Origin of the sequence: Nitrospira sp. MA-1 (assembly GCA_032139905.1) — a bacterium.
Classification (GTDB): domain Bacteria; phylum Nitrospirota; class Nitrospiria; order Nitrospirales; family UBA8639; genus Nitrospira_E.
This window is the reverse complement of the sequence record JAQJDB010000001.1, coordinates 167,592-181,895: the sequence shown is the minus strand read 5'-3', so window position 1 is coordinate 181,895 and position 14,304 is coordinate 167,592. Positions and strand designations below refer to the sequence as shown.

At 47.9% G+C, this 14,304-nt stretch carries 11 protein-coding genes; 5 read left to right on the top strand and 6 right to left on the bottom strand.

Annotation, left to right across the window (positions count from 1 at the left end; translation table 11 throughout):
- Window positions 1-39 precede the first annotated feature (39 nt).
- Window positions 40-516, top strand: a complete 477-nt coding sequence (locus PJI16_00815; protein MDT3776102.1) for a right-handed parallel beta-helix repeat-containing protein — start codon at window positions 40-42, stop codon at window positions 514-516.
- Window positions 517-625: 109 nt separating this feature from the next.
- A complete protein-coding gene (locus PJI16_00810) occupies window positions 626-1,072 on the top strand; it encodes a hypothetical protein (GenBank protein MDT3776101.1) in 447 nt (148 codons plus the stop codon).
- A 13-nt stretch (window positions 1,073-1,085) separates the two neighbouring features.
- On the opposite strand, the gene priA is transcribed toward PJI16_00810, so the two are convergent.
- From priA to PJI16_00780, 6 genes are all read right to left on the bottom strand, one after another.
- The gene (gene priA, locus PJI16_00805; protein ID MDT3776100.1) at window positions 1,086-3,407 is read right to left on the bottom strand and encodes a primosomal protein N'; all 2,322 of its coding nucleotides are present in this window, start codon (window positions 3,405-3,407) and stop codon (window positions 1,086-1,088) included.
- A 603-nt stretch (window positions 3,408-4,010) separates the two neighbouring features.
- Window positions 4,011-5,399: a sigma-54 dependent transcriptional regulator gene (locus tag PJI16_00800; protein MDT3776099.1), complete on the bottom strand. Its 1,389-nt coding sequence runs from the start codon at window positions 5,397-5,399 to the stop codon at window positions 4,011-4,013.
- 3 nt (window positions 5,400-5,402) lie between these two features.
- Window positions 5,403-7,328, bottom strand: a complete 1,926-nt coding sequence (locus tag PJI16_00795; GenBank protein MDT3776098.1) for an ATP-binding protein — start codon at window positions 7,326-7,328, stop codon at window positions 5,403-5,405.
- A 416-nt stretch (window positions 7,329-7,744) separates the two neighbouring features.
- Window positions 7,745-9,544, bottom strand: a complete 1,800-nt coding sequence (locus PJI16_00790) for a SulP family inorganic anion transporter (GenBank protein MDT3776097.1) — start codon at window positions 9,542-9,544, stop codon at window positions 7,745-7,747.
- Between the two features lie 147 nt (window positions 9,545-9,691).
- On the bottom strand, window positions 9,692-10,075 hold the full coding sequence (locus PJI16_00785) for a hypothetical protein (GenBank protein MDT3776096.1): 384 nt from the start codon (window positions 10,073-10,075) through the stop codon (window positions 9,692-9,694).
- A 26-nt stretch (window positions 10,076-10,101) separates the two neighbouring features.
- A complete protein-coding gene (locus PJI16_00780) occupies window positions 10,102-10,482 on the bottom strand; it encodes a hypothetical protein (protein ID MDT3776095.1) in 381 nt (126 codons plus the stop codon).
- 282 nt (window positions 10,483-10,764) lie between these two features.
- On the opposite strand from PJI16_00780, the gene PJI16_00775 reads away from it, so the two are divergent.
- The 3 genes from PJI16_00775 (at window position 10,765) to PJI16_00765 (ending at window position 14,126) form a co-directional block, all read left to right on the top strand.
- The gene (locus PJI16_00775; protein ID MDT3776094.1) at window positions 10,765-11,016 is read left to right on the top strand and encodes a hypothetical protein; all 252 of its coding nucleotides are present in this window, start codon (window positions 10,765-10,767) and stop codon (window positions 11,014-11,016) included.
- A gap of 286 nt (window positions 11,017-11,302) precedes the next feature.
- The gene (locus PJI16_00770) at window positions 11,303-12,691 is read left to right on the top strand and encodes a sigma-54 dependent transcriptional regulator (protein MDT3776093.1); all 1,389 of its coding nucleotides are present in this window, start codon (window positions 11,303-11,305) and stop codon (window positions 12,689-12,691) included.
- A gap of 859 nt (window positions 12,692-13,550) precedes the next feature.
- Window positions 13,551-14,126, top strand: coding sequence for a DUF3365 domain-containing protein (locus tag PJI16_00765; protein MDT3776092.1), 576 nt, complete (start codon window positions 13,551-13,553; stop codon window positions 14,124-14,126).
- Window positions 14,127-14,304 lie beyond the last annotated feature (178 nt).

The following is a 14,304-nucleotide window of genomic DNA, read 5'->3' as shown; positions in this document are numbered from 1 at the left end:
GAAGATTTCACTTAGCATCCGAGATGTTCTGTCCAAGACATGGGGTCCACTGCTTCGGTATGCACGATATCTCACTGCAGGGCCACGGAAGGACTGTTATCCGGAGTCGTGATTTATGGACCGGATTGCCGCCCGACCTTGCTCGCCAACGAGGTTTCTCATAATCGGGAGTCCGGTATTTTTTCTTTTGCCGGAGCTCAGCCTTATTTGCGCGAAAATGCGTGTTTTGGAAATCATCATTTTGGAATAGCCGCACGGGACGAGGGCACTCGACCCGATATAATTAAAAACATCTGTCGCGGAAATATGCTCAGTGGCATTCTCCTCTTTCACCTCGCCAAAGCGCTTATCCTCGACAATACCTGTGCAGACAATGCGCATTGGGGAATCGTGCTTACTCCGGACTGTGAAACCACGCCAACACCTGGAGAGCTCCACCAATCCAACCACCTGGAAAATAACCCTCGCGGGGCCTATTCCCTCACCACTGAACCGTTGAATGATATTGGTCGCTAGATCCAATCGCCGCATGCATGATCATCCACCAGGACAATACAAGATGCTGGGCAACGAAAGTCTATGGTAAGGTGGGCAACGTTGACAGGAATTTCTAGGACGATTCGAGATGAATGATCATTTGTGGCATCAACTGAACGCTGTTTTGGGTAGCCTCACGGTTACGGTGGGACTCTGGTTATTAGTGGGGGCTTTACCGATACCCATCGGAATTGCTCTGGCCATCGGGCTGGCTATCCTGTTGGTCTGGAAATGTCCGTCTATTGGATTAATCTGGGCGACCTCCACGCTCCTCTTAGGAGTAGAAAGTCTGGCATGGCCCATCATGCAAATGGCCGACCTTCAAAAGCTGGGACCGGAACCTCCATTAGAAGAATTGGAACGAATTTTTACCGCCGTGTTGTTTGGCCTGTTTTCCGGCGTGTTCTGGATGACCTTCGCCTATGGTATTTTCAAACGCACTCGAGATAAAAACTCCCCGCCCGCCCCTTCAAACACCGTTCCCAAAACAAAAAACCAGAAGAAACAGTCAAGGAGGCAATCATCACGCGTATGAGACCAACCCGTTGCTACTGGATGTCCATGGGGTCAACATTGAATTCAACGATCACAGGATCTTTGTGAAATTCCGCTTCATACTCCAGCTGTATGGCTCGAAGGCCTCGCTGTGCTTCCGATAAATCATCCGTTTTGATCAAAAAAAGTACGCGATTTTTTTTAATCCGCCCGGGTTTCTTAGATACCATCGGCCCCAAGATCATTGATGCTCCGATGATCCCCTTCCCCTCTGCACAAGGAACTCTTCTCGCTTCAAAAGCTTTCAATCGTTGCTGCAGAAAATCCACAACCCTTTGAACGCGTGGCTTCTGTTCCCCAGTTACAACCACCAAGATCACATGGGTAGCCGGGGGATATCCTAGTAGGTTACGCAACTGCAGTTCGTGGTCATAAAACATTCTGGGACGATGGTGCCCAATAGCAGTATGTACATGATGATCCGGGATTCTGGTTTGTAGAATCACTTCCCCTGGCTCCTGCCCATTCCGGGCCAAGGTGAAAGCCCTCGACAGCATCTGAAACGTTCGTTCGGCTGATCGAAAGTCAGGAATATGGAGCCCAAGATCGGCTTGAGGGAACCCAATCACCGGAGCCATGGGTGGATTTGACTGATGAACCAAAAATTCCGTCCCAATCAATACTCCAATCTTTCGTTGCCGGAATTGGCGCAAGATCGCATCGGCCACTTCGGGAGTTTTCACATTCTCCCGATCGAACCGGGCGACAGAAACATCCGGAAAAAGACGAGTCACCTCATCCTCCAATCGCTGGGTTCCCGTACCAGAAAATCGAAACACCCTGCCATGGCAAGTGGGACAGATTTCAGGAGTTGGTCCGATTCCATCACAGTAGGTACACACCAAACGTGAAGGACGCTGATAGAGTTTCATTGGAACTCCGCAAGTGGGACAGATCGGAGTCTTCCCACAATCTCGGCACACCAGGGCACCGGAAAACCCCTTGCGATTGAGAAGTAAAATAAGTTGCTCGCCCTCCTTCAAGGTCTGAGTCATCCTGGAAAGTAAAACCGGAGATAGAATGGTCTCATAAGGTAAAGTGCGTAAATCGACCATTTCCACCTGAGGAATCTGCTGTGATGGGCCTTCCAGTGCCTCACCGACCTGCTCGGGGAAACGTCCATATAGTTCCAAAGAAGGCCGCGTCGAACCATAGACCACGAGCGCCTGCTCACAATCGCCTCGCATTCGCGCAACGTCCCGAGCATGAAAATACGGAAGATGCTCATCCTTAAAGGACGAACTCTCCTCTTGATTGACCCAAATGAGCCCCAAATTTGGAATAGGCAGGAATAGCGCAGATCGAGTCCCCACCACGACCTGTACATCACCCTGTCGAATCCGTTCCCATCGAGCAGCACGAACCATTGTCGAAAGATGGCCATGATAGATCTCAACCTGAATCCTCCCCCGGAATCGAACCTGTTCCCCAAGGATTTCGACTTCCTGCACTTCGGGAGCAAGAATGAGCACACGACGGCCCTGATCTATAATGGTCTGAATCAATTTCAATAACAGATCCTGTCGGACGGATTCCGATCCCACAACAGGCACCTCCTGAAAACTACCGGACTGCACGGCAGACACCAGATCCTTCCATATCCGGATGTCGTGAAAGGAACTGGACTCCATTCGTCGGGCAGATTCCGGCAGTTCCCTAGCTTCTTCTTCAGGAGAATCAAATAACCCTCGGATAATAGAAGGCACCGGCTTTCTTCCGGCACTGATTCCCCGGACCGGACTTGGCCCCTTGGACCCCGAGGACATGATCGTCTGTTCAGTAATCCATCCATTCTTTTTCGCACGAGTCAGAAAAGCTGGAACATTGTTCATTGTTCGTATAAGAGAGGATCGGAGTAATCCCCTGGGAGCCCGCTCTAACTTTCGAAGGACCAACTGGACATCAGATGGCAACGACCTGTCCAACAAAGCCTGACGACCATCGTCGGTTAGGATTAAACGCCTCATCACTTGTATCGAATGTGGGGGAACAATCAGCCGCAAACATGCGGAAAAAGGAGCCAGATAATAATCTGAAATTTTTTCAACCAACCGAATAAGGTTGTGTTCCAAAGGACTGCTCCCGACATCGCCCTCCAACGAAAGAATGTCGCGAAGGGGTTTATGACGGAATTGAGATTGGAGGGAAGAAGAGCTTTTGGCCTCAAAGATGGTGACCACCACTCCAGAAACGACAGCAGAGCCTAAAGGCACGACCACGGAGCTTCCCACATGAAGCAGGGAAAGCAGATGGGGGGGGACTTGATAAGTGAAGACCTGGAAACGCCTGCCCGGCAGGACCACGTCAGCAAGCATGAGTGATGGCGATTTTCATGAGCACCCAATTCTACCAGCGGTTTGCTTTAGCCACAACGCTTTTCAACCTCAAGCCTTCAGACTAATAAACAACATATGGACCACGAGCAAGGATACACTTGGTCTCCAAAGTTTTTTCAACCGCCTTGCGCGCTCATCATCTGAATACTGTGACGCATGTTCCTTAGCAATAAATCTGGCTGCCAGATTCCATCACTCATGGCATCCAGCATACTTGCTTAAACAGACACCTTAACGATTCCCCAAAAAACAGGAAGGATAGGAACAAGTTAGTTAAGAATTGGTCGGGACACAGTTCTTTGCCCGACAAGACACAGATAGCGAGCAAAAATACAGAGAAGCAACGGAATCAGAAAAGGAGAATAGCAAGATGGGAGGATTGGCTCTGTTGATTGGAATCATTGGCATCGTTGTTCTTCTAAAAAATCGAAAAAATCATCTTAGGGATGGCCCCTTCTCTCTGTGAACAAAGATGGTATCCAATTTGTCCTGAAGAAACACTTCAGGACAGCTACACGTTCTTGGAAGACAAACACTCGACCATCATCATGGAAGGGCTACCTCAGGTAACAACAGGGGAGATCAAGACTCGGGAATTTTTTTGAGGCGACGGTCCAAAGCAAAGCGGGTAATGCCAAGATATTTGGCAGCGAGACTTTTATTATAATCAGACAATCGCATGACTTCCTCAATTAAATCACTTTCAATGGCCGCAAGGGTTTGTTCCCCAAGAATCATTTCCATGCGAACAACCTGCTGATCCCCTCGAGCGACCGCATTGACTGAGGAACGTGCCTCTTCATGAACTTCACGAGGCAGATCCCCTTCCGTCAAGCTTTTCCCACGACAAAAAATAGTCGCACGCTCCATAATATTTTCGAGTTCACGAATATTTCCCGGATACGGATAGCGTTCCAACAGCCGTTGGGCCTCTGGCTCAATCGCCGTGACCTCTTTACCAAGTTCGCTGCTTTGTCGAATTAACGTCGCTAGAGCCAGCGGGATAATATCCTCTGTTCGGTTCCGTAATGGTGGGAGAGTCATTGACACCACATTCAGCCGAAAAAACAAGTCCTCCCGAAATCTGCCTTGCGTCACATCTTTGCGCAAATCCCGATTGGTGGCCGCAATCAGACGAAAATCCACATCAATATCTTCTTGCCCCCCCAACCGCTTAAACGAACGTTCCTGTAAAACTCGAAGCAATTTGGCTTGCATTGAGGGATTGAGGTCTCCAATCTCATCTAAAAAGAGAGTCCCGCCTTCGGCCTGCTCACAGAGGCCGAGTTTGCGCTGGTTTGCCCCCGTGAAAGCCCCGCGTTCATAGCCAAACAACTCACTTTCAAATAATTCCTGAGGAATGGCTGTACAGTTCACTCCCACAAACGGACCTTTGTCCCGAGGACCATTATGGTGGAGCACTCGTGCGACAAATTCTTTACCTGTTCCGGTTTCTCCAAAGAGGAGCACGGTCGTTTTCAGATTTTTGGCCATTTCCTGAATTTGTCCAACCAATTCTTTCATACTAGGGCTATTGGAAATCAAACCGTTTAAGGCATATCGGCCTGGCCTATCCTGCGTTTCAAAGTCGATACGGCGACGGAGACTCAGATAGTCCAATGCTCGATCGATCACGGGCTCCACGCTGGAGAAATCGACGCTTTTAATCAGAAAATCATAGGCCCCGAGTTTAATGGCTTCCACTGCCTCTTCAACCGTGCCATAGGCCGTAAGGAGAATGACCAAGGCTTGCTGAGATTTGGCACGAATATTCTTGAGAGTCTCCAGCCCGCTTAATCCGGCCATTTTCAAGTCCAACAAAATCAGATCAGGGATATCATGGTCAAGAGCTTCCAATAAGGCTTCTCCCGACGCAAAACTCCGAACTTGATGGTGTCGCTTCGCGAGCCGTCGGCTGATGGCTTGGCGAACTACATCATCATCATCCGTGACAAAAATATTGGCGCGCATTGGTTACACCGTTGGGAGTTGGGGTTGGCAAACGCAAGGAAGCCACCATGTCATAGTGGTCCCCAGTCCTGACTGACTTTCTGCATGAATTTCGCCTCCATGGGCTTCGATGATATTCCGACAAATAGGCAATCCCAGTCCGGTACCGCGATTTTTGCCAATTGTGAAAAATGGCTCGAAAATTCGAGGAAGGGCGCCTGGACTGATTCCCGTTCCATTATCTTTAACTTTAAGACGAAGCCCAGGTTTCCGTTCGATGCTTTCCTCTTCAATGGAAAGACAAAGACTTCCCCCATCCGACATTGCCTCAACGGCATTTTGAATCACATTGAGCAACACTTGCTTGAGTTGATCTCGATCAGCCTGGATGGTGTCCAAATTGGCTGACGGATGAAATTCGACCTGAATGTTCTTTTGTTTTATTGGTTCATTGAGCACCTGCAAAGATTCCAGAACCAGATCTTTCAGTTGAAAGGTCACGGGAAGCAAATCTCTTGGCCGCGCAAAGTCAACGATTTGATTTACAATGCGGTCCAATCGACGGGTTTCCTTGAGAATCGTCACAAGATCATCATGCCGTGAATCACCCTCAGGAAAATCATCCATCAGCAACGTCGTGGTTGACCCAATACCCACAAGCGGATTCCGAATCTCATGGGCAATACCTGCAGCCATTTGGCCCAACGTCGCCAATCGTTCAGATCGGTTCAGCTTTGCACGCATATGCTCTAAAGCCGTGATATCCACGTTAAACCCTTGGTATACCATCGTCTGACCACCTTCGTCCTGAATCGGTACCGCCCGACATAAGACCTTTCGAACAGTTCCATCCGGATGCAGAAAGCGAAAGACCCGTTCAAAAGGCTCCCCCTGATGACAGGCATCTTGAAACGTCTCGCGCACACCCTCCCGATCATCCGGATGAATGGCCTCCCACATGTGTTCGGGATCCAACACCTCATCGGAACTCCTGCCGGCTAGAATCCAATTCTGCCGGTTGCTAAAAATCAGGTGGACTTCTTTTGCCGTGAATATCCCGATAGGCGCATAATCCACTATTCCTCGATATTTGGCCTCCGAAGAGGTTAAATCATGGTTCAGCGTTCGGAGTTCCTGTTCCGACTGTTCGATACGGCGGATATGATTTCGGATTTGAGTGCCCATTGTCTGCATGACTTTCGTCAATTCGCCAATTTCATCGTCTCTTTGGAAAACTGGAATACTCGGGATGGTCCCACCTGAAACATTTTCCACGGCCTTGACCAAAGTGGTTAAAGGACCGGTAATAGAACGCGCAATGAGATGAAGAGGGACCAACAATAAAATCAACGCCAACGACCCTCCCCACACAACCACTCCCATCAGGGCGGCCCGGTCTGCGGCGCTACTCCCAAGTGCCTTTTGCAGTTGCATGACCTCCCGCCGATCAAAGCGAGCCATCTCTTCACGAATCGCGAGCATGAGCGTGCGACCTTTCTCGCTCTCCACATAGTTCATGGCCTCCTCCGGGTGCCCCGCTTTGACCCGTTCAATAATCCGATCTTTGTCGTTCATTAATTGGCCGATCATTTTTTGAACAGATTCTATTAACTGTCGTTGGTCCTCAATCGGCTCCACCATTTGTCTCAAGGAATTCCCCAGTAACATCACCCGTTGTCTGGCTGCCAGATAGGGCTGTAAAAACGGAGTTTGTTGGGTCAGAATAAAACCGCGAAATCCGGTTTCGAGATCCACAACCAATCGCATATATTCAGATGACGCGCTTTGCACATGATACACATCATTGAGGCGGTCTTCATCCAGCGAAAAAGTCTGCACACTCCTATAGGTCACCAGGCTCAAAATTAAGACGGCCAAAACCGGGACACCCGAGACTAAAAGGAGTTTCTTGGCAATCGGAAGATTTAAAAATAATTTATTGAGAGACATTGGTAATCCTCAAAACCCGTCTTGCGGTCCCTTCAAGCCTTCTCCCCTAACAGACCTGTCCTACCTCATCGAGCCCAATCCACTATACCCCAATAGCCTGTCTAATCTCATTATGAGATCTGTCCAGCTCAGGATAATTCCCGTATGCAGAGTCTAGTTTCTGAACAAGTTGACAGATCGGCGGACTCCAACTAACGAATAAAAATGGCATGGTCGGATTGGAACAGTCTGTGATCACAAACGAAAATAAATGGCGGGAAAAGCCGTACAATGAACCCGATAAGACACTTTCAAAAAAATCCCCTTATACCAATTCGCAGCATGGTCGAGAAAACTTTGTTCAAATACACGAAGGAAGCGGAATGTCATATTTACAAATCTCGCCCGGTTTGTTGGGGAGAGAACATAACCGTTTTCTAACTGAATGCCAGTACTGGTTCTTTGTGGGCCTGTGGCCCAGCGTCACCTGCCTTCTTTTCCACGATCTGCATTGCGATATCCAGGGCCTCATTGAAATGTGTGCAAATATAATCTTCTTTCAACCTGGAAAGCTCATTTAAATCGGCAAGAACCTGTCGGGTTCGAGGGGACATGCCAGCGGTCAATACCGCCACCCCGCGACAGTTGGCCGCTTCAATTAAATCTCCTAATGCATAGGCACCGGATAAATCCAATTCATCCAACCATTTGCAACGAATAATGAGCACATCTTTGCCGTCAAGATGTTCCACTGTCTCATTCAGCCAATCAATCGCACCGAAAAATAAGGGACCGTGGGGACGTACGATGATAAGCCGATCACGAACGATATGTTCAAAACGACCGCTAAGCTCGCCTATATTGACCCCATTCTGACTGATCTTCCTGGCATAGTCCCTGGCGAAGGAAAAAATGAGGTCTTCTTCTTCCTGTTTTACATCCTCATCGCGTTGGCTGAGATCCGCCTTATAGCGATCGGACTGATCCTTCACGAAACGGAAAAAGGCCACTGCGAGTCCCATTGCCATGGCGGACAGCAGATTCCAAAATACGGTCATTAAGACCACGAGTCCAAACACCATCAAATCAGACGTGGGCAATCTTCTGACGACAGGGAGCACTCGCATATCCAGAATGTCATAGCCGGCTTTGAGGAGGATCCCCGCCAAAGCGGAAAGAGGGATGGAGGCAGCCAGAGAACCCAGACCGAGAATAAAGGAAAGCAGGACAAGTCCCATTGTGACAGAGGACAACCTGGTTCGTGCCCCGCTCTGGATATTCACGACACAAGGCATGGTATTCGTGGCTCCACCTAATCCTCCAACCAAACCTGAGAAGAGATTGGCTGATCCCTGAGCAACCAATTCCCGGTCACTGTTGTGATGAGTGCCAGTCATATTATCTACGATGAGACAGGTCAGGAGACTATCGAATACACATAATCCAGCCAAAGCCGCAGCCGGGACAAAAGCTTTTTCCAATAGCGTGAGATCAGGAATATACAGTTCAGGTAAGCCGGTGGGGATATCTCCTATTTTCGGGATGTCCAACCCGAACACGACGGTTGTGACCGTACCTGCCAATAATCCAATCAATGGACCAGGCAACCAGGTCACGGGAGAAATTTTTGGCCAATACACCACGATGAGTAAGGTCAACACCCCGACTCCCATCGCCACAGGCGATGCATGGGCCAAACTAGATGGTAATTCCGTAATGGCGGACGTGATACTTTTGACGCCGGGAAGTCCCAAAAATGGGTTGAGTTGAAGCAGCATGTACAACACACCCAAACCCGTCATAAATCCCGAAATGACTGAATAGGGGGTAAACTTGATAAACTGCCCGAGCTTCAACAAGCCCATCACAATTAAAAGAAAGCCCGCTAAGGCAACGGTCGTGAACACGAAAACCAAATCTGGACTCCCATCAGCCAACTTATTGGTTTGAGTCATGGAAAGGATTTGGATCGTCAGCGGCCCGGTCGGCCCACCCACCGACCATGCTGACCCACTTAATGGACCCGCAATAAGACCAGCCGCCACTGCCGACCACATGCCAGCAATCGCCCCGAGCCCGGAAGCTACACCAAAGGCCAGGGCCATGGGCAACACCACCATCGCCACCGTGATCCCCGCCAACACATCCCCTCTCACATTGCTGGTAATCCCTTTGAAGTTTTCTTTGAAATTAAAATCTTTGAAATATTCACGAATACCCGCAGTCACGTGGTCCATTCCTCTTGCCTCCGCCTAGTCCCTCATTGACTATCCAAAATCCCAATGACATGCTTTTCCATTACCCCACAAGCATCATCGGCAACTTACATGCCATTAAATAAAAAGGTCCGTCCCAAAGAAAACTTTCTGACTTTCCTTTACATTTCAAATTATTCTGCCAAGGTTTTTCCTGGCCGACGTAGCTTCCCTTTTCCCGGCAAGCTCCTCTGTGCGATTTCGTACGGTGTGCCCTGTGCGAAATTCAATCTTGTTCCGGCAGGACCAGGAGAAAGAGGCCTCTTTCCCTTTGGAAGGATAATGGAACTCATTCAAATATAACTCACCATTAGCCCACGGGACATGGCGGCTTGAGATCGCCGCACCGGAAAAGTAGCTAATGGGGCTAGTCCAATCCGGTCTAACCGTATGACGTTGAACCGGTTGCGTGACAAAGGCCCGAAGTCCCCAACCAGAGCTTTCATCCCCACCAAGGGTCAATTGCACACCATCAAATGATGGAGTGAAGCTCCCAAAACGGTGCCCAGCCACGAGACGCCCTTCTCCAGAATCCATGACTAAACGGCCGACTTCAAGGCTGCTTGAGCTTCCTGTTCACAAAAAATCCTGGTACACCAGATCAAGATGGAGTTGAAAAATATCCAGATGATCGACAAAATTGGGTTTGTGATCCTGCCCACGATCAGCCACAGGAGCCCGAAAAGCTGCGAGTTCAGTGTGAATCGGATAGGGTTCCAAATATTCTCAATTCCCAACAAAATTCTCGTCCGCTGCGCAACCATCTGATCACTTTCTGCTGTGCCTTTCGTAAAACTTTGATTAAACGTTTCATAACGCGTTCGACGTTCAACACTCAAATCCAGCCATTCCGACCTCAAAGCAGAAAGCCTATTGAGCTGTTGCAAAACAGTTTTCAAGCGATCCATTTTCAGTCCCATGTGCAAGATTTTCCTCTAACAGGCCTCCAAGCAAGAAATGGAGGCCTAAACATACCACTCTACTATTTTTCATCGAATATCCATACAAGACAGAAGCCGGTCATAATAATTTTCATTTTCACAATTTGCCTTACGTTCCTATCAAATTTCCCCTGGCTTCTGCCTTCATGCATAGTGACCAAAATTTGAAAACTGGTGCCATTTCACACATAATCCCCTGTGCATCATCGCACGCTGGCTGATTGTGTTCAGCAATAAGGCGCAAACATTATTGATACCGACATGACTGATAATTGTGTGGAACCAACGAATACCATTAGTGGGACTCAACTGTTGAACACCAAAATTCCAGAGGTACCCTATGGGTATAGACTTTGCGTAAATAGCCTTTCGGAGGACACGCCAATGAACGCCTTAACGAAAGCATGGCTGTTTGTTGCTATTCTCGGGTTGGCGATCGGCATCTACCTGGCGGAAACGTACAACTACATTGAAATGGTTGAACCTCTGCGCTATGGCTGGGAGCCGTGGTGAGTGCGGCTACGAAAGAGGATATACGACATCCAAACACATTGCCTCAACCCCATTCATGGTTCATTGAGGTCGAGATCTTCTGAAAGTCAGTCCTGATAGTTATCCAATGCCCCTTGAATTCAGGACGATGGCTGTGGCTCTCTTTCCAATTATTACAAAAGACCCCATACCTAAAAAAATCACTTCTTCCAGAACTCCTCTGCGGTTGATATCAATGACCAAAGATGGGAAAGTACAATAAAATGGCGGTACAACTTCTAAATTGATCTCCTAAACAAGGACTGCTATGCGTGCAACAATTTTTGTGACCGACGATGATCAAAATGTATGTTCTGCATTAAGTCGTCGGTTAGTGAAAAAAGGGCACCTCGTGAGAAGCTTCCATTCAGGAGCCTCGCTCATTGAGGCATTGGAACATGAAATTCCTGATTTGCTGTTCCTGGATCTTAAAATGCCAGAAATGGATGGACTCGAAACCTTACGACAGATTCGACAAACAATTCCTAAAACCCTGATTTTCATGTTGACAGCTTATGGGAGCGTCGAGGATGCGGTAGAGGCAATGCGGCTCGGAGCGTATGATTTCTTAATTAAATCGATTGATTTCTCAACGGTTGAGCCAGCCTTACATCGAGCCATTACCTTCCTGGAGTTAAGGCGTCGAATTGAGTTCTCTGCTTCCGAGAAACAACGGCAATATTCCTGGGAACATGTAATCGCCAGGAGTCCAGCCATGACCAAGGTCATTGAACAACTCAAAATTCTCGACGCTCAGGACGCCCCCTTAGTGTTCCTTCAAGGGGAGGTAGGGACGGGAAAGGAATTCTTGGCACGCATTCTTCATTATAATAGCCGCAAACACCTCGGCCCGTTTGTCACGGTCAGTTGCAATGAACGGAGTGGATCCCTCCTTGAGCCACAAATATTTGGATATGAACGGGGAGCATTCAGTGGTGCAAGCCAAAGCATGCCCGGAGCACTTGAACATTCCGATGGAGGAACACTATTTGTTGATGAGATAGAACATTTATCCATTCCAGTTCAAGGATCATTGGCCGAGGCCATTCGTACCCGTTCATTTTGTCGAATGGGAGGGTTTGACCGTCTCCCCATCAACAATCGACTTGTGGTGACCAGTGCAACCCCACAGGATCAGACAGGCTACAAGGACATATTTCATCCAGAATTACTGTCTCTTCTCCAAAAACGGCAACTCTTTATTCCTCCCCTTCGTGAACGCAAAGAAGACATCGTCCCCTTGGTGATCAAAACCATTCAGGTCTATGGTGAAGAAATCGGCCGTCCCAAACTCGACATTGATTCTTCCATCCCCCCGCTATTGGATACTTACCCATTCCCTGGGAACATCCGAGAATTGGAGGCCATGATTCGCAGGGCGGTATTGTGCTCCCAAGGACCAGTTCTTACTTCTCTGGACTTTTACTCTCAACATCCTGGCGGGGGAGACGGACTCTCCCCAAATATTGGTCGGGTGCTTTTTGAGATTGGCCAACACGACCTACAAGACATACAAGTCATGGTGATTGATGAAGTCCTGCGATTCACCAAGCAGGACAGAGAACGGGCGGCTCGCTATCTTCAGATTTCTAAACAGACACTGGACGATTACATCCAATTACGAAAAAATTTTTCTCATACGCCAAAAAGGTCCTAAGGCATGAGCCGGGGATCTCCTCATTCATTCGCCTTTCCCTTTCGACACCTTCTTCTCTAGATACGGGGAAAAAATTCCTCCATTAACTCCCTAGGCTTAAACTCAGGGCTCAAGCCTTTGACAAGCATGACCCTGCCTCCACCGATTGTGTAACAAATTCTTTTAGTAACTTTCTGAATCGCTACTTAACCCTCCCACTTTTGTGCTCTTTCATTCACGAATGATGCGTTTCCTCTAATCCGCCAAACCCTGCTCGACCAACTCCCATGAGATAACCAACGTGTGTTTAGTACCTCTCACTCATTTGACTCTACTAACTTCAAAAATCGAGCGATAACGCACAGTGTTTACTTAATAAATTCGCACACTTCCAATGATAATAATAGACGAACTACGTCTTAAAACATATAAGTCAATGATATTTTTGAATTTTTCAATAACAATCAAGATAACATCTATTGGCATTTACCTTGCAGATTTATTCAAACAATATCCAGAAATATCAGGAGAATGAACAGAATGGAAGGCTTTACTCTAATTTTACTCATCACTTGGGCGGTACTCTCGAGGTTCTAACATGGAACATGTCCCTCTCATAGTAATTTTCACCATCATTGTTATCCAATTAATAAATCGGCTGGGTTTGGATTAAGTCCGAACCCCTTCCGATTTTTTTAATTCTCCACGGTTGATTGCCTTCCTACGCCGTTGTCCCTCATCCGATTGCCATAGCTACAATTTCATGTATGTAAAAGTATGAGGTCTTATAGATCTCCTGTTATAGTTTTGCATAATTCCCCCTCAAGCGAAGAATGTGCAGGACAGAGAGGATGTAGACCAACAAGGTAATGATAGACTTATGACTCGTCAGTTCTTTTTCATACTCCTTTTCTCCATTCTCATTTCCTTGGGAATTGGTGTGGGCATCGGGGGAAAAATTACACCACGGGATGGCATTCCTATTCGTGTGGTCGCAGACTATTTACATGCCGTCCTTCAAGCAGACCGGACCTTTTATACCCAACATATCGTGGAACGGATGGAAGACATGCTGATTGTCACAGCAACAGAAAATTGGCGGGAGGAACGGACATTGCCGTTGCCCGCACAATTTTTCAAGGAGGCCTCTCGTGGATTACAGGCCCCCGGGAAACCGTTTCGTTACCGGTTGATGGGTCTTTGGCCTTTGAATCCGGAGAATTCACCTCACAATGACCGGGAGCGTAAAGCCCTGGAACAAGTTGTTAAATATGGAGAAGTGACCGAGCAAGAAATCCAGGTGGACAACCAGTCTTATTATCAAGTTATTTTTCCTGATCGAGCCGTAAGCCGAGCCTGCGTCAACTGCCATAATGCCCACCAGGAAAGTCCCAAACGGGATTTTAAATTAAATGATGTCATGGGGGGATTGGAAATTCTAATTTCCCTTGACTAACCTTTCCTGTACCAAAGTTTAGAGCCCATTCCGGCATCAGCCTTTCCCCCAATCCTCCTTATTTCCCCCTTGTCTTTTCTAGGAAAACCCCTTGCTTACGCCCCTTGACGAAGAACCTTGAGATAGAGTGAAATCTCCTCCCAGCCAGCCTTCATCATTTATTACTCCTCAAGGATAT